General features: G+C 69.6%; 20 protein-coding genes and 1 tRNA gene. 4 read left to right on the plus strand and 17 right to left on the minus strand.

The genetic code is table 11. The annotated features are described in order from the left end of the window. Window positions 1-9 precede the first annotated feature (9 nt). The 8 genes from QRN27_RS02735 to mfd all read right to left on the minus strand — a co-directional run bounded on the left by QRN27_RS02735 (window position 10) and on the right by mfd (window position 11,630). Complete coding sequence (locus tag QRN27_RS02735) at window positions 10-795, minus strand: FtsB family cell division protein (RefSeq protein ID WP_285040628.1); 786 nt, start codon at window positions 793-795, stop codon at window positions 10-12. An 89-nt stretch (window positions 796-884) separates the two neighbouring features. Then, a complete protein-coding gene (gene eno / locus QRN27_RS02740) occupies window positions 885-2,165 on the minus strand; it encodes a phosphopyruvate hydratase (protein WP_056007454.1) in 1,281 nt (426 codons plus the stop codon). 116 nt (window positions 2,166-2,281) lie between these two features. Further along, window positions 2,282-3,280, minus strand: a complete 999-nt coding sequence (locus QRN27_RS02745) for an endonuclease/exonuclease/phosphatase family protein (RefSeq protein WP_285040629.1) — start codon at window positions 3,278-3,280, stop codon at window positions 2,282-2,284. 143 nt (window positions 3,281-3,423) lie between these two features. Then, the gene (gene hisS, locus QRN27_RS02750) at window positions 3,424-4,731 is read right to left on the minus strand and encodes a histidine--tRNA ligase (RefSeq protein WP_285040630.1); all 1,308 of its coding nucleotides are present in this window, start codon (window positions 4,729-4,731) and stop codon (window positions 3,424-3,426) included. A 52-nt stretch (window positions 4,732-4,783) separates the two neighbouring features. Further along, window positions 4,784-5,464 carry a MazG nucleotide pyrophosphohydrolase domain-containing protein gene (locus tag QRN27_RS02755; protein ID WP_285040631.1) on the minus strand — a complete coding sequence of 227 codons (681 nt, stop codon included), beginning with the start codon at window positions 5,462-5,464 and terminating at the stop codon, window positions 4,784-4,786. After that, window positions 5,461-6,912, minus strand: a complete 1,452-nt coding sequence (locus QRN27_RS02760) for an aldehyde dehydrogenase family protein (RefSeq protein ID WP_285040632.1) — start codon at window positions 6,910-6,912, stop codon at window positions 5,461-5,463. The genes QRN27_RS02755 and QRN27_RS02760 overlap by 4 nt, the downstream gene beginning before the upstream one ends. 53 nt (window positions 6,913-6,965) lie before the next feature. Beyond that, complete coding sequence (locus tag QRN27_RS02765; protein WP_285040633.1) at window positions 6,966-7,934, minus strand: alpha/beta hydrolase; 969 nt, start codon at window positions 7,932-7,934, stop codon at window positions 6,966-6,968. Between the two features lie 72 nt (window positions 7,935-8,006). Continuing rightward, window positions 8,007-11,630 (minus strand): transcription-repair coupling factor, encoded by a 3,624-nt coding sequence (gene mfd, locus QRN27_RS02770; RefSeq protein ID WP_285040634.1) that lies wholly within the window; start codon window positions 11,628-11,630, stop codon window positions 8,007-8,009. A 125-nt stretch (window positions 11,631-11,755) separates the two neighbouring features. Between mfd and folP the strand changes: the two genes are divergently transcribed. Together folP and QRN27_RS02780 are read left to right on the plus strand one after the other, a co-directional pair. After that, on the plus strand, window positions 11,756-12,694 hold the full coding sequence (gene folP / locus QRN27_RS02775; protein ID WP_082455875.1) for a dihydropteroate synthase: 939 nt from the start codon (window positions 11,756-11,758) through the stop codon (window positions 12,692-12,694). 22 nt (window positions 12,695-12,716) lie between these two features. Continuing rightward, entirely contained in the window at window positions 12,717-13,502 is a 786-nt protein-coding gene (locus QRN27_RS02780) for a pyrimidine reductase family protein (RefSeq protein ID WP_285040635.1), read from the plus strand. 53 nt (window positions 13,503-13,555) lie between these two features. Here QRN27_RS02780 and pth read toward each other — a convergent pair whose 3' ends face one another. From pth to QRN27_RS02795, 3 genes are all read right to left on the minus strand, one after another. Continuing rightward, window positions 13,556-14,137, minus strand: coding sequence for an aminoacyl-tRNA hydrolase (gene pth, locus QRN27_RS02785; protein WP_056007476.1), 582 nt, complete (start codon window positions 14,135-14,137; stop codon window positions 13,556-13,558). Window positions 14,138-14,265: 128 nt separating this feature from the next. Continuing rightward, window positions 14,266-14,874, minus strand: coding sequence for a 50S ribosomal protein L25/general stress protein Ctc (locus tag QRN27_RS02790; protein WP_056007478.1), 609 nt, complete (start codon window positions 14,872-14,874; stop codon window positions 14,266-14,268). Between the two features lie 174 nt (window positions 14,875-15,048). Beyond that, window positions 15,049-15,552 (minus strand): gluconokinase, encoded by a 504-nt coding sequence (locus QRN27_RS02795; protein ID WP_285040636.1) that lies wholly within the window; start codon window positions 15,550-15,552, stop codon window positions 15,049-15,051. Window positions 15,553-15,825: 273 nt separating this feature from the next. On the opposite strand from QRN27_RS02795, the gene gnd reads away from it, so the two are divergent. Continuing rightward, window positions 15,826-17,286, plus strand: a complete 1,461-nt coding sequence (gnd, locus tag QRN27_RS02800; RefSeq protein WP_285040637.1) for an NADP-dependent phosphogluconate dehydrogenase — start codon at window positions 15,826-15,828, stop codon at window positions 17,284-17,286. A gap of 75 nt (window positions 17,287-17,361) precedes the next feature. Here gnd and QRN27_RS02805 read toward each other — a convergent pair whose 3' ends face one another. The 3 genes from QRN27_RS02805 to QRN27_RS02815 all read right to left on the minus strand — a co-directional run bounded on the left by QRN27_RS02805 (window position 17,362) and on the right by QRN27_RS02815 (window position 19,975). Beyond that, complete coding sequence (locus tag QRN27_RS02805; protein WP_285040638.1) at window positions 17,362-18,339, minus strand: ribose-phosphate diphosphokinase; 978 nt, start codon at window positions 18,337-18,339, stop codon at window positions 17,362-17,364. A gap of 35 nt (window positions 18,340-18,374) precedes the next feature. Next, entirely contained in the window at window positions 18,375-19,856 is a 1,482-nt protein-coding gene (glmU, locus tag QRN27_RS02810) for a bifunctional UDP-N-acetylglucosamine diphosphorylase/glucosamine-1-phosphate N-acetyltransferase GlmU (protein ID WP_285040639.1), read from the minus strand. A 47-nt stretch (window positions 19,857-19,903) separates the two neighbouring features. Next, window positions 19,904-19,975, minus strand: a tRNA-Gln gene (locus QRN27_RS02815). Window positions 19,976-20,188: 213 nt separating this feature from the next. Between QRN27_RS02815 and QRN27_RS02820 the strand changes: the two genes are divergently transcribed. Next, window positions 20,189-20,683 (plus strand): MarR family winged helix-turn-helix transcriptional regulator, encoded by a 495-nt coding sequence (locus tag QRN27_RS02820; RefSeq protein WP_056007489.1) that lies wholly within the window; start codon window positions 20,189-20,191, stop codon window positions 20,681-20,683. 82 nt (window positions 20,684-20,765) lie between these two features. Here the strand turns inward: QRN27_RS02820 and QRN27_RS02825 are convergent, their stop codons facing one another. The 3 genes from QRN27_RS02825 to QRN27_RS02835 all read right to left on the minus strand — a co-directional run bounded on the left by QRN27_RS02825 (window position 20,766) and on the right by QRN27_RS02835 (window position 23,460). Next, window positions 20,766-21,425 (minus strand): methionine ABC transporter permease, encoded by a 660-nt coding sequence (locus QRN27_RS02825; protein WP_064296483.1) that lies wholly within the window; start codon window positions 21,423-21,425, stop codon window positions 20,766-20,768. Between the two features lies 1 nt (window position 21,426). Beyond that, window positions 21,427-22,455 carry a methionine ABC transporter ATP-binding protein gene (locus QRN27_RS02830; RefSeq protein ID WP_285040640.1) on the minus strand — a complete coding sequence of 343 codons (1,029 nt, stop codon included), beginning with the start codon at window positions 22,453-22,455 and terminating at the stop codon, window positions 21,427-21,429. A gap of 102 nt (window positions 22,456-22,557) precedes the next feature. Next, window positions 22,558-23,460, minus strand: a complete 903-nt coding sequence (locus QRN27_RS02835) for a MetQ/NlpA family ABC transporter substrate-binding protein (protein ID WP_285040641.1) — start codon at window positions 23,458-23,460, stop codon at window positions 22,558-22,560. Window positions 23,461-23,471 lie beyond the last annotated feature (11 nt).

Here is a 23,471-nt window from a genome sequence, read left to right on the forward strand (position 1 = left end):
CGCTCGACGTCAGCCCCCGGCGGGCGGCGCGGCCGGTGTCGTCTGCGCGGGGCTCGGCGTCTGCGCAGGGTCCGTCGCGGTCGGTGCCGGCGAGAACCCCGTGGCGACGAGCGAGGCCAGCAGCCCGTCGAGCCAGTCCGACTTCGCGTCGACGAGGGTGTCGCTCACCGGGGTCTCGGCGGTGGGCAACGACGCCGGATCGACGTCGTTGATGATGATGTAGCTGACCTCGCCGGGCAGCGCGTAGAACAGGCGGTCGCGTGCCTGCGTCATGACGTAGCTCTGGTCGTTCCACCGTTCGCGCTCCGCCTGCTGGGCGTCGACCTTGGCCTGGGTGTCGGCCACCGAAGCCTGCAGGACCGCGATCTGCTGCCGCTGCTCGAGGAAGGTCTTGAGGTTCGGTGCGAGGACGACAACACCGAGGACGAGGATGCCGAGGAGGAGCACGCTGAACCCCGAGAGGCGGAGACTCCGCAGCCAGCCGCCAGCCTCGGACGACCTCGCGGGAGCCGTCCTGGTCGATCCGGTGCGCGTCCGGGGACCCGCGGAGCCCGCAGCCGCCGATCGAGCGGCCGATGAGCGCACGGGCTTCGTCGCCGGCCGCAACGCCTTGCCCGCGGATCGCGCGGGCTTCGTCGTGGCGCCCGCTGCGCGCTTGGACGGCGCGGCACCCCGCGGCGTGCTCGCTGTGTCGACCGACGGCCGCCGAGACGCCGAGGACCGCTGCTTCGCCGTGCCGGCGGATGGTGTCCCGCCCGTCGGTGGCGTGCCCTTGGGCTCGCCTCCGGCCGGCATCGATGGCTTCTTCACAGGCGCCTCCCGCACACGACGAAGGCTCTCAGGGGTGCCGATCGGCACCCCTGAGAGCCTTCAGGTGACGATGCTTAGGCGGTGAACCGGGGGAAGGCGCTGCGGCCGGCGTAGACGGCTGCCTGGCCCAGCTCCTCTTCGATCCTCAGCAACTGATTGTACTTCGCGACCCGCTCGCTGCGTGCAGGCGCACCGGTCTTGATCTGGCCCGCGTTCGTGGCGACGGCGAGGTCGGCGATCGTGGTGTCCTCGGTCTCACCGGAGCGGTGCGAGAGGATCGTGGTGTAGCCGGAACGCTGTGCGAGCGAGACCGCGTCGAGCGTCTCGGTGAGCGTACCGATCTGGTTGACCTTGACGAGCAGCGAGTTCGCCGCACCCTTCGCGATGCCGTCGGCGAGACGCTTCGGGTTCGTGACGAACAGGTCGTCGCCGACGATCTGGACCTTGGAACCGAGCTCCGGCGTGAGGTGGGCGTACCCGGCCCAGTCGTCCTCGGCCAGCGGGTCCTCGATCGTGATGAGCGGGTAGTTCGCGACGAGGTCGGCGTAGTACGCGGTCATCTCGGTGCTGTTCAGCGCCTTGCCCTCGAACTGGTAGGCGCCCTCCTTGTAGAACTCGCTGGAGGCGACGTCGAGGCCGAGCGCGATGTCGGTGCCGACCGTGAAGCCGGCCTGCTCGATGGCCTCGACGATGAAGTCGAGGGCTGCGCGGTTGTGCTCGAAGTCGGGGGCGAAGCCGCCCTCGTCGCCGAGGCCGGTGGCGAAGCCCTTCGACTTCAGCAGGCCCTTCAGCGTGTGGTACGTCTCGGTGCCCCAGCGGAGCGCCTCACGGAAGCTCGGAGCACCGATCGGCAGGATCATGAACTCCTGGATGTCGACGCCGGTGTCGGCGTGCGAGCCGCCGTTGATGATGTTCATCATCGGGACGGGCAGGACGTGGGCGTTGGCGCCGCCGACGTACCGGTAGAGCGAGAGGTCCGCGGAGTCCGCAGCGGCACGGGCGACCGCGAGGCTGGCGCCGAGGATGGCGTTCGCGCCGAGGCGGCTCTTGTTCTCGGTGCCGTCGAGCTCGATCATGGTGTGGTCGACGAGACGCTGGTCGTCGGCCTCGATGCCCTCGAGGGCCGGGCCGATCTCGTCGAGGACGGCGTCGACCGCCTTCTCGACACCCTTGCCGAGGTACCGTGCGGCATCGCCGTCACGCAGCTCGTACGCTTCGAACGCACCGGTCGATGCGCCGGACGGGACTGCTGCACGACTGACCGTGCCGTCCTCCAGGAGCACCTCGACCTCGACGGTCGGGTTGCCTCGGGAGTCGAGAATTTCGCGAGCGCCTACTGCCTCGATGAGTGCCACTGATGTTCTCCTTGTGGGGATTGGGACGTGGGACGGGTACGACGGCCGCCCGCGCTCAGTCTAGTGACATCGGCTGAACGGGCGCAGGGCCCCGCTCCGCCGACGGGTGACGAGCCTCAGCGGTCGAGCCGGAAGCTCGAGACGATGCCGTGGTGGTCGCTCCCCTGCGCGTCGCCGACGGCGTTGTGGGTTGCGACCATGCCGCGCACGAACACGTGGTCGAGTCGCATGAGCGGGGCTCCCGCCGGCCAGGTGAGGCCGAACCCGCCCTCGCTCTGATTCGGTTCCGAAACCTCGCTCTGCAACGCGGCGAGCGCGCGGTCGGAGGCGGAGGCGTTGAAGTCGCCCATGACGACGACGCGGTCCCTGGTGTTCGCCGCGACGGCCTCGGCCAGCTCCTCGAGCATCACGTCGCGCTCGGCGTGCGCGCCGGGGCGGGCGGAGTCGGCGTGGATCACGTAGACGCTCACCGCACCCGACGGCGTCTCCACAACGGCGTTGATCGCCCGATACCAGTCGAGGCCGAGCTTCAGGCCGACCGAGTCCTCGATCGGGTACCGGCTCCAGAGGCCGACGGTCCCGGTGAGGACGGAGTACGGGTAGTCGGCATCGAGGGTCGCCGCGAGGGGCTCCCGGTCCTGGTCCTCGATCTCCTGCAGCGCGATGAGGTCGGCCCCGCTCGCCGCGAGCGAGCCCGCGATGACCGCCGGGTCGCCCGCCGGGCCGAGGTTCTGGCTGGCGACGGACAGTGAGGCCGCTGCCGGGACGGCTTGCCGCGCATCGCCCAGCGGGACGACGCCCGGCCCGAACAGGAAGCCCCAGACGAGCGTCGGGGCGAGCAGGCCGATGACGGCACCCGGCGTGCGCGCCACGAGCACGAGGAGGACGAGGACGGGGAGCACGACCCAGGTCCACGGCAGTGCGTTGTCCCACACGAGTCCCAGGCCGAGGACGTCCGGTACGAGCGCATGCGCGGCCGTGAGGAGCGCGAGCGGGACACCCACGAGCAACGCGATCGTGGTCGCCTTGCGACGGACGCGACCGACACCGCGGCGAACGGGGACGGGCGTCTCCGGCGCGCGGCGGGAGCGCGTCTGAGAGGCCGTGGCGGTCATCGGAACCAGTTCTCCGGTCGAGGGGGTCGTGAGCGGGCGTCCACCTCGCGGTGCGGTTCCGTCGGAATGCTCCATCCTGCCCCGAAGAGCTGGGCAGGCGCTCGGAAGCGCGCCGTGCGTCGCGGACCTCGTCGTGCCGAGGCTCAGTCGAGCGGCTTGAACTCGAGCGATTCGCGCGTCGAGTCCGCCGCCACGAAGGCGAAGGAACCGAACCCGGCCGCCGTCACGCGGTCGAGGAGCGCTCGGAGGTTCTTCACCCGTGCCTCGAGGCGGACGCGGCGACCCTCGGCGACGAGTCTCGCCTTGAGCGCGACGAGCGTGGCCGCGGGGACGTCGCGGTCGTGCACGAGGACGACGGACTCCCCGGCGGCGTCGCTCGGGAGCTCGACGAGGTCCACGATGCGCTCGAACCCGATCGAGAACCCGGCGGCGGGCACGTCCTGACCGAGGAAGCGACCGATCATCCCGTCGTAGCGACCGCCACCACCGAGCGAGTATCCGAGATCCGGGTGGGCGATCTCGAAGATCGCACCCGTGTAGTAGCCCATCCCCCGCACGAGGAAGGGGTCGAAGACGAGGGGGTTCGCGAACGGGTCGGCCGGCTGACCCTGGAGCGGGCTCGCCGCGGCGACGGCCTTGCCGAGCGCGTCGAGCTCCGCGACCACGGTGTCGTCCGCACCGGCCGGCAGGGCCTTCCGGATCGCGCGTTCGCCGAAGGTGTTGAACTCCATCGTCTGCGGACGGGAGAAGAAGGCTTCGAGCGCATCGACGGCGGTGGCATCGACCCCGCGTTCGCGGAGTTCGGCGACCACGCCCGCCTCGCCGATCTTGTCGAGTTTGTCGATCGTGATGAGCACCTGCGCGTGCGTGTCGGCCGGGAACCCCAGGGAGTCGAGCATGCCGAGCAGCAGGCGGCGGTCGTTGATGCGCACCGTGGACCCGGTGATCCCGAGTTCGACCAGGGTCGCGAGCGTCGCGGTGATGAGTTCAGCCTCGGCGAGGTTCGACGCCTCACCGATGATGTCGATGTCGCACTGCACGAACTGGCGGTACCGGCCCTGCTGCGGGCGCTCGCCGCGCCAGACCGGCGCGATCTGGATGGAGCGGAACACCGGCGGCAGTTCAGCCCGGTGGGAGGCGTAGAACCGCGCGAGCGGCACCGTGAGGTCGAACCGCAACCCGAGGTCGGTGAGCTCGGTCTGGTTCTCGGCCGCGGCCACGATGGCCTCCGGCGTCAGCTTGCGCCGGAGGATGTTGAACGCCATCTTCTCGTTGTCGCCGCCGAGCCCGGAGTGCAGGCGGTCGTACTCCTCGACCACCGGCGTCTCGATCTCGTCGAAGCCGTGCGCCGTGAAGACCCGGCGGATGGTGCTCAGCGCGTGCTCCCGACGGGCCTTGTCGGCGGGGAGGAAGTCGCGCATGCCGCGCGGCGGGTTCACTGGAGCAGCCATGCCTCAATTCTGGCACGGCGCCGACGGTGTCCCGTGAGCGGTCGCCCGGCGGTCAGCCGTGCCGATCCGCCGTCGTCGGTTCCGCACCCGGACGCTCGGCGTCGAGGACCTGTGCGCTGAGCCGACGGACCGCCCCGCGGAGCGCCCGCTCGGCGTCGAGCCCGTCCGCCTTCGCTGCGGCGACGACGGCGAGGAGGTGGTCGCCGAGGGCGTCCTCGTCGGCGAACCGCTCCGCCTCGGGCTCCGGCCGCACGCCCAGCGGCGCCGCTCGGCCGAGCACCTTGTCGGCGAGGGCGAGCGAGGGCATCGCCTGCGGGATCCCCTCGAGGGCGCTCGCCCGCTGCGCCTTCTCGGTCGCCTTCGCGGCGTTCCAGACCCGCAGGACGTCCTCCGGTGTCGGTGCCTGCTCGTCACCGAAGACGTGCGGGTGCCGGTGGGCCATCTTGCGGGTGACCGCTTCGGCGACGTCGTCGAAGTCGAACGGTGCATCCGGGTCGCGTGACGCGATCTCCGCGTGGAAGACGACCTGCCACAGCACGTCGCCGAGCTCCTCGACGAGATCCTCGCGCGACCCCGCCTCGACCGCCTCCACGAGTTCGTAGCTCTCCTCGATCAGATACGGGACGAGCATCCGGTGATCGATGCCCTGCGTCCACACGCAGCGGTCGCGGATCTGGCGCATCGCGTCGACGAGGCGCGCGCCGGAGGTGTCGCCGACGGGCTCGGTGCTCATCGGCGCGGTCCACCGCGACGCTCGCCGCTCGCCCGACCGGTCCGGGAGAGCAGCCGCGCGATGCGGTCCCTGGCCTCGGTGAAGGGCGGGTAGACGAGCGACAGGGTGTCGGGCGTGAGGGGCTTCGAGAACACGGCCTTGGCGTGGCTGAACGTGTCGAAGGAGTGGCGGCCGTGGTACGCGCCCATCCCACTCCCTCCGACACCGCCGAACGGCAGCCCGGGGACCATCAGGTGGGCGGCCGGGACGCCGAAGGCGAGTGCTCCGGAGGAGGTGTCCCTGGTGAACCGACGGCGGGTGGCCGCGTCGTCGCTGAAGACGTAGAGCGCGAGCGGCTTCTCCCCCGCCCGGATGTGGGCGATGGCCTGCTCGAGCCCGGACACGTGGAGGATCGGCAGGATCGGCCCGAAGATCTCCTCCTGCATGATCGGGGCGGACGCCTCGACACCGTTCACGACCGTCGGGGCGATGTACCGCTGTGACGCGTCCACCGCACCGCCGACCACCGGTTCCAGACCGTCGAGGAGACCGCTGACCCGTCCGAAATGCCGGTCGGAGATGATGCGACCATAGTCGGCGTTGCCGGCCGGGTCGGCGCCGTAGAGGTTCGCGACCGCATCGCGGAGGTACGGCACCAGCCGGTCCGCCACGGACCTCGTGGCGAGCAGGTAGTCGGGGGCGACGCAGGTCTGGCCGGCGTTCATGAGTTTGCCCCACATGATCCGTCGGGCGGCGTCCGCGAGGTCGACCGTGTCGTCGATGTAGACCGGCGACTTGCCGCCGAGTTCGAGGGTGATCGGCGTCAGGTGCTCCGCCGCCGCCCGGGCGACGACTCGCCCGACCGCCGCCCCTCCCGTGTAGAATAGGTGGTCGAACCGTTCGGCGAGGAGGGCGGTGGCGACCTCCGCGTCACCCTCGACGACGGCGACGGCTCGGTCGTCGAGGTACTCGGGGAGCAGCCGGGCGAGCGCCGCGCTCGTCGCCGGGGCGAGCTCGCTCGGCTTCAGGACGACGGCGTTCCCGGCGGCGAGTGCTCCGATCATCGGCCCGAGACACAGTTGGACCGGATAGTTCCACGGGCCGATCACCAGCACCACGCCGACCGGCTCCGCGACGACCGACGCGGAGGCCGGCGCGAGGGTCAGCGGCACGGCCACCCGCCGCGGCCTGACCCAGCGCTTCAGGTGCTTCAGCGTGTGGTCGAGCTCACTGATGAGCAGACCGATCTCGGTGATCTGCGCCTCCGTGCCACTCTTGCCCAGATCGGTCGCGAGCGCCCGCTCCAACTCGTCCCCGCGTTCGAGCAGCAGCTGCTTCAGGGCACGGAGCTGCCGGAGGCGCCAGGCGAGGGGCTTCGTCGCTCCGCGGTCGAAGGTCTGTCGGAGCCGGGCCACGGTGTCGGCGACGACCGTCTCCGGGTCCTGGATCATCCGGGTACTGGTCGCCATGGGTTCCTCCGACTCGACGGGATCGTGCGCCCCAGCATACGTCCGCCGACCGATCATCCGCGGGGTGGGACGGCCGGCTCTCCGACGCCCGCTGCGGCGAGGAATCGCCCGACCCCGGCCGCGATCTCCGGCGATTTCGTGTGGTGCAGGTAGTGGTCGGCGTCGAGCGGGACGACCTCGCCGTGGATGACGCTCGCCGCCTGGTCCTCGTGCAGCGGGAGCCAGCCCTCAACCGTCGGGTTGTGGCGTTGCACGAAGAGCAGCACCGGCAGGTCGCTCGGGAAGGTCTTCCCCTTCGCCGCGCGGAAGTTCGCCGCGATGCGGGACATCTCGTCCGAGGAGGTGGCGCTCGAGGTGTTCCGCTGCGAGATCATCCCGAGCTGCTCCCGGGTGTGCTGCTCGTAGGGCGGATCCGGGTACGGGTCTCCTGACAGCGCCGTGACGAGACGGGTGATGCCGAGCGCCTTGGCCGCGCGCAGGGCGTCGACCGGCAGGGAGACGTCCATCCCTGGCTGGTCGGGGACGCTGCTGTCGATGCCGACGAACGCCGTCACCTCGTCCCGGAACCGCTCGACGTAGTCCAGCGCGTAGATCCCCGCGATGGAGTGCCCCATCAACACGTAGCGGTCGATGCCGAGCGCGGACACGGCCTCGTGGATCTCGGAGACGATGTTCGCGGTCGTGCGGGGCACGTCGGTCTGGTCGCTCAGCCCGTATCCGAGCGGCTCGACGACGACCACCCGGTACGTCGCGGCCAGCTCGTCGGTGAGCGGTGAGAAGTCGAGCACGGGCGAACCGGTGCCGAAGCCGGGCAGGAGGACGATCGTCTGCGGGCCCTCCCCCGCCACCTGGACGTTCATGCGTCTGCCGTCGACCTCGACCCGCTGCCCGTAGTCCTCGATGCGCGCGGCCTCGGAAGCCGAGGCGGCGGTGTTCACGATGGTGGTCGTGAGGAGCCCGGCGAGCACGAGCGCGACGAGCGCCACGACCCCGGTGAGGACGATGCGGAGGAACTTCTTCATCCCTCCACGCTAGGAATGAACGACACTCGTCGGATCAGCCGCGGGTGCCGACCTCCTCGTCCCGAGGTCCCATCAGGACCGCGGCGTGTCCCCCGCAGGTGCCTCAGGCAACGGGTAGATCGCGTTCAGGAACTGCTGCACCCACGCGATGAGATCCGTGTCTGCCAAGGCTTCGTCGCCGACCCGCGGCAACGGCACGATGACCGTGTTCGTCTGAGCAAGGTACTTGGCACCGGGGTACATGCGCCGCAACCGGGTCTGGATCGAATCCGGCAGATCCGCGGGCGTGACCCGGAGGTTCGGCCCCACGGCGATGAGGTCGCTGAGCCCGGATCGCTGCGCCCGCTGCCGCAGCCGCGAGACCGCCACGAGCGTGCTCACCTGCGCCGGCGGTTCACCGTAGCGGTCGGTGAGCTCGTCGATGACGAGGTCGATCTGGCCGTCCTTCGCGGCGGGACCGGAGGCGGCGGACAGCTTCTGGTAGGCCTCGAGCCGCAGGCGCTCGCTGTCCACGTACTCCTCCGGGATGTGTGCGTCGACCGGCAGTTCCAGCCGGAGTTCCGTCTGGCCCTCGGCGACGTCGCCGCGGAAGGTCGACACGGCCTCGCCGATCATGCGGAGGTAGAGGTCGAACCCGACACCGGCGATGTGACCGGCCTGCTCACCGCCGAGCATGTTGCCAGCCCCGCGGATCTCCAGGTCCTTGAGCGCGACCTGCATGCCGCTGCCGAGCTCGTTGTTGGCCGCGATCGTCGACAGGCGGTCGTGGGCGGTCTCGGACAGGGGCTTGTGCTCGTCGTAGAGGAAGTACGCGTAGGCGCGCTCGCGACCGCGCCCCACCCGCCCGCGGAGCTGGTGCAGCTGGCTCAGGCCGTACTTGTCGGCGCGGTCGATGATGATCGTGTTCGCGTTCGAGATGTCGAGGCCGGTCTCGATGATCGTCGTGCAGACGAGGACGTCGAAGCGGCGCTCCCAGAAGTCGACGACGACCTGTTCGAGTGCGGCCTCGCCCAGCTGGCCGTGCGCGATCGCGATCCGCGCCTCCGGGACGAGCTCGGCGAGGTCGGCCGCGACCCGGCTGATCGACGAGACACGGTTGTGGACGAAGAAGATCTGCCCCTCGCGGAGGAGTTCGCGCCGGATCGCCGCCGAGACCTGCTTGCCGTTGTACGGCCCGACGAACGACAGGATAGGGTGCCGGTCCTCCGGCGGCGTCGCCAGGGTCGACATCTCCCGGATGCCGGTGACGGCCATCTCGAGCGTGCGCGGGATCGGCGTCGCGCTCATCGCCAGGATGTCGACGTTCGTTTTCAGCTTCTTGAGGGCGTCCTTGTGCTCGACGCCGAACCGCTGCTCCTCGTCGATGATCACGAGACCGAGGTCCTTGAAGTGCACCTTGTCGGTCAGCAGGCGGTGGGTGCCGATGATGACGTCGACCGTGCCGTCCGCCAGTCCGGCGAGCGCCTCCTTCGCCTCCTTGTCGCTCTGGAACCGGCTGAGCGGTCGGAGGTGCACCGGGAATCCGGCGAAGCGCTCCTGGAAGGTCTCGAAGTGCTGCTTGACGAGCAACGTCGTCGGCACGAGCATCGCGACCTGCTTGCCGTCCTGGACCGCCTTGAACGCCGCCCGGACGGCGACCTCCGTCTTCCCGAACCCGACGTCGCCGGACAGGAGGCGGTCCATGGGGATCTCGCGCTCCATGTCGGCCTTGACCTCGTCGATGGTCTGCAGCTGGTCGGGCGTCTCCGCGAACGGGAACGCCTCCTCGAGCTCGCGCTGCCACGGGGTGTCGGGCCCGAAGGCGTGCCCCTTCGACGCCATGCGCGCCGAGTACAGCTTGACGAGCTCGACCGCGATGTCGCGGACGGCCTTGCGCGCCTTGCTCTTGGCCTGCGACCAGTCGCTGCCGCCCATCTTGCTGAGCTGCGGTGCCTCGCCACCGACGTAGCGGGTGAGGAGGTCGAGCTGATCAGTGGGGACGAGCAGTTTGTCGCCCGGGTATCCGCGTTTGGACGGCGCGTACTCGAGCACCAGGTACTCACGCGTGCTCTTCACGGGGTTGCGGCCGCCGCTCGAGACCTCCCGCTGGGTCATCTCGACGAACTTGCCGATGCCGTGGGTCTGGTGCACGACGAAGTCGCCCGAGCGCAGCTGCATCGGGTCGACGACGTTCTTCCGGCGGGTGGCGAGCTTCTTGACGAGTCGCGAGTCGTAACCGGCGGTGCGCCCGTAGAACTCGGTCTCGCCGAGCAGCATGAGCTTGGAGGGCTCGAGCTCGAAACCGCCCTCGACGTCGGCCTGGAGCAGGTAGGCGACGCCGGGCTCCGGGTCGGCGGGCAGCTCGTCGACCATGCGCGCGGCGATCTCGTGCTCGGCGAGGACGTCGGCGGCGCGCTCGACGAGACCGACCCCACGGGCGGCGACGATGACCGTCCAACCGTCACGGACGCGGGCGGCGACGTGCTCGATGGCGCCCTCGACGTTGCCGTGGAAACTCGGCACCGTGTCGCCGTCGACCGTGACCGTGAGGAGTTCGTCGAGTTCGAGGTGCTCGGGGAGGGTCTCGACGTCCGGGCCGGCACGGAAGCCGCTGAGGGTCCACCACGGGTGGTCGGGGGCCGGAGCCCCTGGCGCACTGAACGTGACGGAGTCCTTCAGCGCCCCGAGCGACATGAAGTCACCGGACGCGAGGTCGATCGGCGCGTTCGCCCCCACGGTCGCCGCGCTCCAGGCGGCGGCGAGGAACTCGCGGTTCGTCTCGGCGAGGCTGATCGAGCGGGTGACGACGCGCTCGGGTGAGACGACGGCCACGGCCGCGCCGTCCGGCAGGTAGTGCGTCAGCGGCACGAGGCGGTCGACGAGCGCCGGGGTGAGCGACTCCATGCCCTCGACGGCGATGCCCTCCGCGATCTTCTCAAGGATGCCCGTCAGGCTCGGGAACTCGTGCTGCATCTCCGCGGCGCGCTGCCGGACGGCCGGGCTGAGGAGCAACTCACGCGACGGCGGCAGGCGGATGGCGTCGACCGGCTCGGGCAGCGAGCGCTGGTCGGCCACCGAGAACGCGCGGATACCGTCGACCTCGTCGCCGAAGAACTCGACCCGGTAGGGGTGGTCGGCGACGGGCGGGAAGACGTCGAGGATGCCGCCGCGCAGCGCGAACTCGCCGCGTCGGGACACCATGTCGACGCGCGTGTACGCCAACTCGACGAGCCGCAGGGCGATGGCGGCCAGATCGTGTCCGCGGCCACCCTGGACGAGCTCGATCGGGGCGGTGTCGGTGAGGTTGTCAGCGACGGGCTGGAGGGCCGCCCTGACGGACGCCACGAGGAGGAACGGACGCTCGCCCGTCCAGGCGCCGAGCCGCCGGAGCGCCTCCAGTCGTCGTCCGACGATCTCCGCGCTCGGACTGAGGCGCTCGTGAGGCAACGTCTCCCAGGCGGGGAACTCCACGATCTCGGCTTCGGGCATGAGGTCGCTGAGCGCGGAGCGGAGTCGCTCCGAGTCGCGGCCGGTCGCCGTGACGACGAGGGCCGCCTGGGATGCACCCTGGCGACCGCGTTCGTCCATGAGCGCCGCGAGGAGCGGGGCACGGAGGCCGTCGATCACGGAGAAGTCCGCGCTCTTGCCCGCATACGCGAGGGCGTCGTCGATCGTTGCGGCGCGCCGAAGCGCGTGAGTCAAACCCTGAAGCGTCACCGGGACAGCCTACGCCGAGCCACCGACACCGGTGACCGGACGGGCCCGTCCGCCACCGCTGTCAATCGGCTGCGGACGACGCCCCACGCGCCGTCCCGGTCCGTCGGACGCGCCATGATTGAGCCATGACCAGCACGGAGCCCCGGCCCGACCAGTACGCAGCGGTGGAGCCGGTTCGCGGCTTCCCCCTCCCGCCGATCCGGCAGCCGATCCGCCGGATCGGCGCACGGACGTTCGACTTCTCGAAGCAGGTCGCGGTCATGGCGATCATCAACCGCACCCCCGACTCCTTCTTCGACCAGGGCGCGACGTTCTCGCTCGACCGCGCCGTCGAGGCGGCGGTGACGGCCGCGGAACAGGGCGCGGACTGGGTCGACATCGGCGGCGCGAAGTTCGCCCCCGGTCCGGAGATCCCGGCGGCCGAGGAACTGGACCGGGTCCTCCCGGTGGTCGAGGCGCTCGCCGCTCGCAGCGACGTCGTGATCTCCGTCGACACCTTCCGCCCCGAGGTCGCCGCCGCCTGCATCGCGGCCGGCGCCTCCGTGATCAACGACACGACAGGCATCCACGATCCGGCACTCGCCGACGTGGTCGCCGCGAGCGAGGCGACCCTCGTCATCACGCACAGCCTGGCGAAGCCCAGGCAGCCGCACCCTCGACCGCACTACGACGACGTCGCGCGCGAGGTCGCCGCGTTCCTCGCCGACCGGGTGGAGCTCGCGATCGCACACGGCGTCCCCGAGTCCCGACTCATCGTCGACCCTGGCCACGACCTCAACAAGACCACCGTGCAGACACTCGAACTGACCCGTCACCTGGGTGAGATCGCCGCACTCGGCTTCCCGACGCTCGCCGCCGTGTCGAACAAGGACTTCATCGGCGAGTCCCTGGACCGCCCGAAGACCGAGCGCCTCGAAGGGTCGCTCGCCGCGGCGACCGCCTGCATCCTGCTGGGTGCCCGCATCGTGCGCATGCACGCCGTGCCGGAATCCATCGCCGCCGTGCGCATGGTCGAGGCGATCCTCGGCTTCCGCGCGCCGGTCGCGCCCGTCCACAACCTCTGACCCACACCCCTCGAGGAGCCCGATGAGCATCCCCACCATCACTAGTCTCGTCCCCGGCCGCGACGAGCCCATGTCGATCGACGACCTCGTGGCCGCGTACTCCGTCGACGACCGTGCCGTCACGACGGTCCGCGTCAACTTCGTGGCCAGCCTCGACGGCGGCGCCACCGTCGACGGCGTCTCGGGAGACCTCGGCGGGCCGGCCGACAAGGTCGTGTTCGACGTCCTGCGCCGACTGGCAGACGTCGTCCTCGTCGGAGCGGGCACGGTACGCGACGAGGGGTACGGGGCGATGCGCCTCGACGTCGACGCCGCGACATGGCGAGACGAACACGACCTCCCGATGCACCCCGTGTTCGCGATCGTCTCCGGCTCGCTCGACCTGGACCTTCGCTCGGACGTCTTCACCCTCGCTCCGGTCCGGCCGCTCGTCGTCACGACGGAGCGTACCGACCCGGCGAAGCGTGCGGCGATCGAAGCCGTCGCCGACGTCGTCGTCTGCGGCGACGAACACGTCGAACCGGCACGGGTGGTGGCAGCCCTCGCGGAACGTGGTCTCCGACAGATCCTGTGCGAGGGCGGCCCGGCACTGTTCGGCGCGTTCATCGACGCGGACGCCGTCGACGAGTTCTGCCTGACGATCAGCCCGACCCTCGTCGGTGGCCAGAGCGCGCGCATCTCGGCCGGGCCGTCGCCGGAGACGCCGCGCGGGCTCCACCTGCAGCACCTCCTGCGTTCGGAGGACCTGCTGCTTTCCCGGTACGTGCGAGCCCGACCGACGTCCGCGCCGGAGGCGTCTACCCGGTGACCCGGCCCCGGCACACCACCGTGGCGCCGACGACCCCGTAGCTCGCGCGGGGGTCAGGCCCCGTGGAATCGGGTCTGAGCCGCGAGGAGCCCCTCGGAGACGAGGAGCTCGACGGCGTCCGCTCCATCGGAGACGAGCATCGGCAGCTGCTCCCGCTCCGTACCCGCGAAGTCCTTGAGGACGAAGTCGGCCGCGTCCTGACGGCCGGGCGGGCGGCCGATGCCGACGCGCACCCGGGAGAACTCGGGAGTCTTCAGGGCCGCAGCGATGTCGCGGATGCCATTGTGGCCGCCGTGACCACCGCCCTGCTTGAGCTTGATCGAATCGAACGGGATGTCGAGCTCGTCGTGGACCGCGATGACGTGATCGGGCTCCACCGAGAAGAACTGGGCGAGCGCAGCGGTCGGCCCGCCGGAGAGGTTCATGTAGCTGTTGGGCTTCGCCAGGATGAGCTTCGGACCTCCGGGGACGAGTCGTCCCTCCGCCACGCGGGCGTTGCCCTTATGGCTCTTGAAGGTGCCGCCGATCCGCTTGGCGAGTTCGTCGAGGACCATCTGCCCGACGTTGTGCCGGTTGCGGGCGTACTGCTCGCCAGGGTTGCCGAGCCCGACGACGAGCCATGTGTCTGCAGCCATGCTGCCTTCCTGATCGAACGCCTCGGTACGCCCGGTGAGACCGGCCAGAAACCGAGCGAACCTGCCGCCTGCCATGCTCCGAGCGTATCGGAGCCGGCGGGCGACAGGTTCGTCTGCTGGGGTGGTGACTACTCTGCGGCCTCGGCTGCGGTCTCCTCGGCGGCGGCCTCAGCGGCCTCCGTCTCCTCGTCGGCCGGAGCGGACGGAACGGTGATCGCGACGATGAGGACGTCGGCCTCGGTGATGAGCGAAGCGCCCTTCGGGAGCTCGAGGTCGCCGGCCAGGATCTGGGCGCCCTCTTCGAGGCCCTCGACGCTGATGGTGACGCGCTCGGGGATGTGGGTCGCCTCGACCTCGAGGCTGACCGTGGTGGCGTCCTGGTTGAGGATGGTGCCGGCTGCGGACTCGCCCTCGATGGTCACGGGGATGTCGACCTGGACCTTCTCGCCCTTCTTGACGACGATGAGGTCGAGGTGCTCGATGATCTGGCGCACGGGGTCCTTCTGGACGTCCTTCACCAGGGCGAGCTGGCCCTTGCCGTCGATGTCGAGCTCGAGGACCGCGTTCGACTTGCGGAGGATGAGCAGCATCTGGTGGCCGGGCAGCGAGACGTGCACGGGCTCGGTGCCGTGGCCGTAGAGCACGGCGGGGATCTTGCCGAGGGCACGGAGCTTGCGGGCTGCGCCCTTGCCGAACGATTCGCGGAGTTCCGCGGCTACCTTCAGGTCTTCAGACATGATGTTCTCCTCACGGGTCTTGCACCCGGTTGGTCGTGCCGCGACGCTGCGCGGCGGAATGGATGAGTCAACTCGAACGCGTATCTGCGTGAGGAAAAGCCGGAAGCCAGACCACCGCGTCGATCACGGAAGCTGCCACGGGCCGCTTCCCTCGCCGAAGTTCAATGGGAGAGTCTACCGCACGGCCTGGAGGCCTGCGACCGCCTCGTCCACGATCTCGTCGACGGTGGCGTCGACGTCGACGATGAACCCCGGCTCGTCGGCGTCCAGCTCCTCGAGCAGCGCGAACTGGGAGTCGAGCAGCGACGGCGGCATGAAGTGCCCGCTCCGGCCCTCCATGCGGCGGCCGAGCACCTCACGCGAGCCGTGCAGCAGCACGAACCGCACGCTCGGCGCCTCGGCGAGGATCGCCTCGCGGTACACGCGGCGGAGCGCCGAGCAGGCCATCACGAGTCCGGTGTCCTCGGCGTCGGCGAGCGCCTTGCCCACGAGGGCCAACCACGGCCACCGGTCCGGGTCCTCGAGCGGTGTCCCCGCGGCCATCTTGCGGACGTTCTCGAGCGGGTGCAGCGCGTCGGCGTCGACGAACGGCACACCCAACCGGTCGGCGATCAGGACGCCCGTCGTGCTCTTCCCGGACCCGGACACGCCCATGACGACGACGAGCGGTGCATTCACACGGAACCCCCTGCGGTCTCCGGTCGGTGACCGGTGGCCGGCTCGTCCGACCAGGACAGCACGATACCCGACGGTCGTCTGAGCCCACCGAGTGACCGCGGACCACACCGTCCTCCGGGGTCATTGAGAGGTGCGCGAACACCTCCCTTTGCTACGGTTGCAGCACGGGCCGTGCCCGGATCGACGAGGGCGTCACTGCTGTCACACCGCCGCCGGATCGACTCCTGAGCACTCGGAACGCCTCCCGCATCACCCACTCTGAAGGAGAACCACATGGTGAACACCGCCGAAGCGCACGCCAACATCGGCGTCGTCGGTCTGGCCGTCATGGGCAGCAACCTCGCTCGCAACCTGGCGAGCCGCGAGGGCAACACGGTCGCCGTGTACAACCGCTCCCCCGAACGAACCGAGCTGCTCGTCTCCGAGCACCCCGAGGCAGGCTTCGTCGCGTCGAAGACCATCGAGGAGTTCGCCGCTTCGCTGTCGAAGCCGCGGACGGCGATCATCATGGTGCAGGCGGGCAAGGGCACCGACGCCGTCATCCAGCAGCTCACCGAGGTCTTCGAGCCCGGAGACATCATCGTCGACGGCGGCAACGCCCTCTTCACCGACACCATCCGTCGCGAGCACGCGGTGCGCGAGACGGGCATCAACTTCGTCGGCGCCGGCATCTCCGGTGGCGAGGAGGGCGCCCTGAAGGGGCCGTCGATCATGCCTGGCGGCTCCGCCGAGGCGTGGGAGACCCTGGGTCCGATCCTCAAGTCGATCGCCGCGGTCGCCGAGGGCGAGCCGTGCGTGACCCACGTCGGCACCGACGGCGCCGGTCACTTCGTGAAGATGATCCACAACGGCATCGAGTACGCCGACATGCAGCTCATCGCCGAGGCCTACGACCTCATCCGCCGCGGCACGGGCAAGTCGCCCGCCGAGATCGCGGAGATCTTCGCCGAGTGGAACCGCGGCACCCTCGAGAGCTACCTCATCGAGATCACCGCCGAGGTCCTCAAGCAGGTGGACGCCAAGACCGGGCAGCCGCTCATCGACGTCATCCTCGACCAGGCCGGCGCCAAGGGCACTGGTGCCTGGACGGTGCAGACGGCCCTCGACCTCGGCATCCCGGTGTCCGGTATCGCCGAGGCCGTGTTCGCCCGCTCGCTCTCGTCGAAGCCCGCTCAGCGCGCCGCGGCCCGCGAGCTCGCCGGCCCCTCCGAGGAGTGGACGGTCGCCGACCCCGACCAGTTCGTCGAGGACGTGCGCCAGGCCCTCTACGCCTCGAAGATCATCGCCTACTCGCAGGGCTTCGACGAGATCGTCGCCGGTGCCGAGCAGTACGGCTGGGACATCAAGAAGGGCGAGATCGCGAAGATCTGGCGCGGTGGCTGCATCATCCGTGCGCAGTTCCTCAACCGCATCACGGAGGCCTACGAGGAGAACCCCGAGCTCGTCGCCCTCGTGACGGCACCGTACTTCAACGACGCCGTCGCCGAGGCGCAGGACAGCTGGCGTCGCGTGGTCGTCGCGGCCGCCCAGGCCGGGATCCCCTCCCCCGCGTTCTCCTCGTCGCTGTCGTACTACGACGGTCTCCGCGCCGAGCGTCTGCCCGCAGCGCTCGTGCAGGGTCAGCGCGACTTCTTCGGCGCGCACACCTACAAGCGCGTCGACCTCGACGGCACCTTCCACACGCTGTGGTCGGGCGACCGCAGCGAGGTCGAGCAGGAGGGCTCGAGCCACTAGCTCGCAGGCAGCAGACGCAGAACGCCCGGTCCGAGTTCGGACCGGGCGTTCTGCGTACCAGCTGCAGGTGACGGGTTACGCAGCGCCGTCGAACATGCTCGTCACGGAGCCGTCGTCGAACACCTCGTGGATCGCGCGGGCGATGAGCGGGGCGATCGAGAGGACGGTGAGCTTCTCGAAGCGCTTCGCCTCGTCGACCGGCAGCGTGTCGGTGACGACGACGGAGTCGATCGCCTCGCTCTGCAGGAGCTCGACCGCGGGGTCGGAGAACACGGCGTGCGTGGCGGCGACGACGACGCCGATCGCGCCGGCGTTCTTGAGCGCCTCGGCCGCCTTGACGATCGTGCGGCCGGTGTCGATGAGGTCGTCGACGAGGAGGCAGACACGCCCCTCGACCTGTCCGACGATCTCGTGGACGCTGACCTGGTTCGGCACCAGCGGGTCGCGGCGCTTGTGGATGATCGCAAGTGGCGCGCCGAGCTTGTCGCTCCAGATGTCGGCGACGCGGACCCGGCCCATGTCGGGTGAGACGACGGTCAGCGTCGACGGGTCGAGCTTCGCGCGGAAGTGCTCGAGCAGGACCGGCATGGCGAAGAGGTGGTCGACCGGGCCGTCGAAGAAGCCCTGGATCTGCGCTGCGTGGAGGTCGACCGACATGATGCGGTCGGCACCGGCGGCCTTGAAGAGGTCGGCGACGAGACGGGCCGAGATCGGCTCGCGGCCGCGGCCCTTCTTGTCCTGCCTGGCGTAGGGGTAGAACGGGGCGACGACGGTGATGCGCTTCGCGCTCGCCCGCTTCGCCGCATCGACCATGATGAGCTGCTCCATGAGCCACTCGTTGATCGGAGCAGTGTGGGACTGGATGACGAAGACGTCGGTCCCGCGGATGCTCTCGTCGTACCGCGCATAGATCTCGCCGTTGGCGAAGGTCCTGGCATCGGTGGGCAGGAGCTCGGAATCGAGTTCTGCGGCGATCGCCTCGGCGAGTTCCGGGTGGGCTCGTCCGGAGACGAGGACCAGCTGCTTCTTGTTGTCCGCCGTGATGCCTGACACAGACCCTGCCTTCTGCCGGAATCCTCCGGCCTCACTCACGAGTCGACGTTACCAGCCGCAGCCGAGTCGCCCGACACGGGATCCACGGCCGGAGGCGCGGTCGCCGCGGCTGCAGCCGACGCCGCCGCGGTACCCGGGCGCTTCTGCTCGACCCAGCCTTCGACGTTCCGCTGCTGTGCGACCGTCAGGGCGAGCGCTCCGGCGGGGACGTCCTTGCGGATGACCGAACCGGCTCCCGAGTAGGCGCCGTCGCCGACGCTGACCGGAGCGACGAGCGTGTTGTGCGCGCCGGTGCGGACGTGGGACCCGATGGTCGTGCGGTGCTTGTGCACCCCGTCGTAGTTCGAGGTGATGGTGCCCGCGCCGACGTTCGACTCGACGCCGATCTCGGTGTCGCCGATGTAGCTGAGGTGCGGGACCTTGCTCCCCTCGCCGATCTGCGCGTTCTTCGTCTCCACGAAGGTGCCGATCTTGCCGCGCTCGCCGAGCACCGTTCCGGGGCGCAGGTAGGCGAAGGGCCCGACCTCGGCACCCGCGCCGATGACCGACAGGGTCGCGTCCGTCCGGCGCACCCGGGCACCCGCACCGACCTCGGTGTCGACGAGCGTCGTGTCCGGACCGATCGTGGCGCCGGACTCGACGACCGTCGCTCCGAGGATCTGCGTGCCCGGTAGCAGGGTGACGTCGGCGTGCAGCCGCGCCTTGATGTCGATCCACGTCGTCGCCGGGTCCTGGACGGTCACGCCCGCGAGCTGCCAGGCGCGCACGAGGAGCGCGTTGAGCTTCGCCGCAGCGGCGCTCAGCTGGGCGCGATCGTTGATGCCTTCGACGAGCCAGGAGTCGCTCACGGGGAGCGCCGACACCTCGGACCCCGCACGCCGGAGCAGGCCGATGACGTCCGTCAGGTACTTCTCGCCCTGCGCGTTGTCGGTCGTGACCTCGGCCAGCGCGTCGCGGAGCTGGCCCACCCCGAAGAGGTAGACACCGGCGTTGATCTCGTTCACGGCACGCTCGGCGTCGGTCGCGTCCTTCTGCTCGACGATGTAGTCGAGCGCCCCGGCGTCGGTCCGGATGATCCGCCCATAGCCCGTCGCGTCGTCCGGCACGGCCGAGAGGATCGTCGCGGCGACGTCGTGGTTGCGGTGGCGTTCGATGAGCGTGGTGAGCGTCGCGGCGTTCAGCAACGGGACGTCGCCGTTCACGACGAGGACGTCACCGTCGAAGTCGTCGGGCAGCGCCACGAGCGCCTGCTCGACCGCGCGGCCGGTGCCGGGGACCTCGTCCTGGTCGACGATCGTCGCGCCGGGGAGTTCGGCCTCGATGGCCTCGACGAGCCGGTCGCGCTCATGGCGGACGACGGCGATGACGTGCGCGGCGTCGAGCGAACGCGCCGTCGCGAGCACGTGCCCGACGATCGGGACGCCACCGAGCGGATGCAGCAGTTTCGGCGTCGCCGACTTCATGCGGGTTCCCTGGCCAGCGGCCAGGATGATGATGGCCAGACGGTCGTCGGTCACGTGTGCTCCCCCTCGGTCCGGGCACTCGCCCGGTCGGTGATCGGTCGCTCCGCCACCAGGATTCGAACCTGGACCGAACAGCTCCAAAGGCTGCCGTGCTGCCGTTACACTATGGCGGACCACCCCGCGAGACGGCGGAGCGTGGTCAATTCTGCCATGGATGGGCAGCGGCCTTGTCAGCGCTGCAGGAAAGCCCGCCGTACTGCATCCATGGGCGGACCACTCAGCCAGACGGCGGAGCGTGGTCAATTCTGCCATGGATGGGCGACCATCGATTCAGCACCCGGCACTCGATTCGGGCCCAGTCGCCGCCGTGCCTCGATAATGGTGGGATGCCAGCTAGCACCGATGAGGTCGACCGCATCGTCGACGCGTGGAACCGCGAGCGCCCGGACCTCGACTTCTCGCCACTCCAGGTCCTCTCGCGTGTCGCCCGGCTGTCCCGCCACCTCGACCGCGCGCGTCGGGCGGCGTTCACCCGATCGAACCTCGAGCCCTGGGAGTTCGACGTCCTCGCCGCCCTCCGACGTGCCGGTTCCCCGTACCGGTTGAGCCCGAAGGCACTCCTGCTGCAGACGCTCGTCTCGAGCGGGACGATGACGAACCGCATCGACCGGCTCGTCGAGCGTGGACTCGTCGAGCGGCAGGGCGACCCCAACGACGGCCGGGGCATCCTCGTCCAGATGACCAACGCCGGCCTCAACACCGTCGACGCCGCCATCACCCGGCTGGTCGACGCCGAGGCCGACCTCCTGGGTGGCCTGAGCGGCGCTGAGCAGACCCGGCTGACCGTGTTGCTCCGGAAGCTCAGCCTCGACTTCGACTAGCGGAGCACGCTCGGTCACTGAGCTTGTCGAAGTGCGCCCTTCGACAGGCTCAGGGACCGGGTGGGTGCGACTCAGGGAGCGATCAGCGACGCAGGATTTTCCGCGCCAGCCAGTTGCCGAAGAACTGGATCAGCTGCACGAGCAGGATGATGATGATCACCGCGGCCCAGGTGACGACCGGTTCGAACTGCCGGAACCCGTACTGGATCGCGAAGGCGCCGAGCCCACCGCCGCCGATGAAGCCGGCGACCGCCGACATGTCGACGATGACCACGAACACGAAGGTGTAGCCGAGGATCAGCGGCCCGAGCGCTTCCGGCAGGACGATGCTCAGGAGCGTCCGGAGGCGGCTCGCGCCCGCGGCCCGTGAGGCCTCGATGACGCCGGGCGACACCGTCAGCAGGTTCTGCTCGACGATGCGGCTGATGCCGAAGGTCGCGGCCAGGGAGATGATGAAGATGAAGGCGTTCGCCCCGATCCCGGTGCCGATCACGAGGCGCGAGAGCGGCTGCGCGGCGGCCAGGAAGATGATGAACGGGATCGGACGGAAGATGTTGACGATCACGTTGAGCACGCCGTAGAGCACCGGGTGCGAGTAGAGGTTGCCGGGCCGGGTCACGTACAGACCGGTACCGACGACGAGACCGGCGATGCCTCCGAAGAGGAGGCTGAAGGAGACGAGGTACAGCGTCTCGACGGTCGCGTCGCCGAGCTTCGGCAGGAGGTCGATCAGGGCGTCCATGTCAGCGCACCTCCGTCACGGTGGCCTGTGATCCGATGGCGGTCAACGCTCCGTCGATCGTCGCGTCGTCGCCGCGGAGGGCGAGCGTCAGGTGGCCGAACGCGCGCCCCTGGATGTCGTTGATGCCGCCGTAGACGAGCTCGAAGTCGACACCGGCCTGCGCGAGCGTGAGGAAGACGCCGGCCTGGGACGCGTCACCGTCGCGGAAGGACAGCGTGACGATGCGTCCGACGTGGCGTTCCCGGAGCACCGCGAGTTCGGCCGGCGACGGAACGCCCTTGATGACCGTCGAGACGAAGCGCTTCGACGCCGCGTGCTGCGGGGCGGAGAAGACCTCGAAGACGTCACCCTGCTCGATGACCTTGCCGCGCTCCATGACGGCGACCTTCGTCGCGAGCGACTGGATCACCTCCATCTCGTGGGTGATCACGACGATCGTGACGCCGAGATCGCGGTTCACCTGCTTGAGCAGGGCCAGCACCTCCTGCGTCGTCTCGGGGTCGAGCGCGCTCGTCGCCTCATCGGCGAGCAGGATCCGGGGCGAGGTCGCGAGCGCCCGGGCGATGCCCACACGCTGCTTCTGCCCACCGGAGAGTTGGTCGGGGTAGTTGTCCGCCTTGTCGGCGAGGCCCACGAACTTCAGGAGCTCGTCCACCCGGGTGCGCACCTCGGAGCGCGAGCGCCCGGCGACCTCGAGCGGGTAGGCGATGTTCTTCCGGACCGACTTCGAGTTGAAGAGGTTGAACTGCTGGAAGATCATCCCGATGCCGAGCCGAAGCTGCCGCAGCCCGCTCTCCGAGAGCGTCGTCACCTCGGTGCCGTCGACGACGATGCTGCCGGACGTCGCCGGCTCGAGCGCGTTGATGAGCCGCACGAGCGTGGATTTCCCGGCTCCCGAGTAGCCGATGATCCCGAAGACGTCACCGGCCTCGATGTCGAGGTCGACGCCGTCGATCGCTGCGATCGGTGGGGCGCCCTTCTGCGGAGACGGGTAGCGCTTCGCGACGTCTCGGAGGCTGACGAGTGGCATGCGGGTGTCCTCGGGGTGGGGGCGGTCAGCAGGCGGGGAAACGACGATGCGTTCCTGCGGGGGCGGGTGACAGCCTCCCACAGGAACGCATCGGACGGTGGATCAGCCCTTGGCCTTGATGTCCTTCTGGACGGTCTCGAGCGACTTCACGAGGTCCTTGACCGGCGTCTTCAGGGGCACGGCCGTGCCACCGGAGTTTTCCACGACGCCGTCGATGACGGACTTCGTGTCCTGGTAGATCTTCACGAGCTTCGCGTACGTCTCGTTGTCGGCGTCGGCGGCCTTCGCGGCGAAGATGTTGACGTACGGCAGGGCGTTCGGGTCGGACGGGTCGTCCTCGGCGATCGCATCGGACGCCTTGAGGCCGGAGTCGTTGATGAAGTCGTTGTTGATGATCGCACCGGTGACGTCCGGCAGCGAGGTCGGCGTGAGCGAGGCCTCGAGCGAGGTGACGGTGACCTTCGACTTGTCGGCGATGATGTCGTCCGGCGTCGAGAAGATGTTGCCGCCGTCCTTGAGCTCGAGCAGGCCTGCGGACTGCAGGACGAGGAGCGCACGGGCCTGGTTGCTCTCGTCGTTCGGGATGGCGATCGTGTCGCCCTTCTTGATGTCCTTCACGCTGTCGACCTTGGTCGAGTAGAGACCGAGCGGGTAGATCGCGGTCGAACCGACGGGCGTGAGGTCTTCACCGGATGCCTCGTTGTACTGGGCGAGGTAGACGATGTGCTGGAACTGGTTGAGGTCGATCTCACCCTCGGTGAGCGCGGGGTTCGGCTGCGTGTACTCGCCGAAGTCGACGATGTCCACGAAGATGCCCTCCTTCTCGGCGGCCTCCTTGTAGGTCTCCCAGTAGGGGTCGCTCGCGCCGACGACGCCGATCTTGACGGGGTTCGCCTCGGTGCCCTTGTCCTCGGCGGCGGCGCCGGAACCGCCGGCGCATCCGGCGAGGAGCGCGATGGCGGGGATGATGGCCAGTCCGGCCAGAAGCTTCTTCGAGAAGGTCATTGCTGTGATTC

The sequence above is a fragment of the Plantibacter sp. LMC-P-059a genome, from assembly GCF_030209505.1.
Classification (GTDB): domain Bacteria; phylum Actinomycetota; class Actinomycetes; order Actinomycetales; family Microbacteriaceae; genus Plantibacter.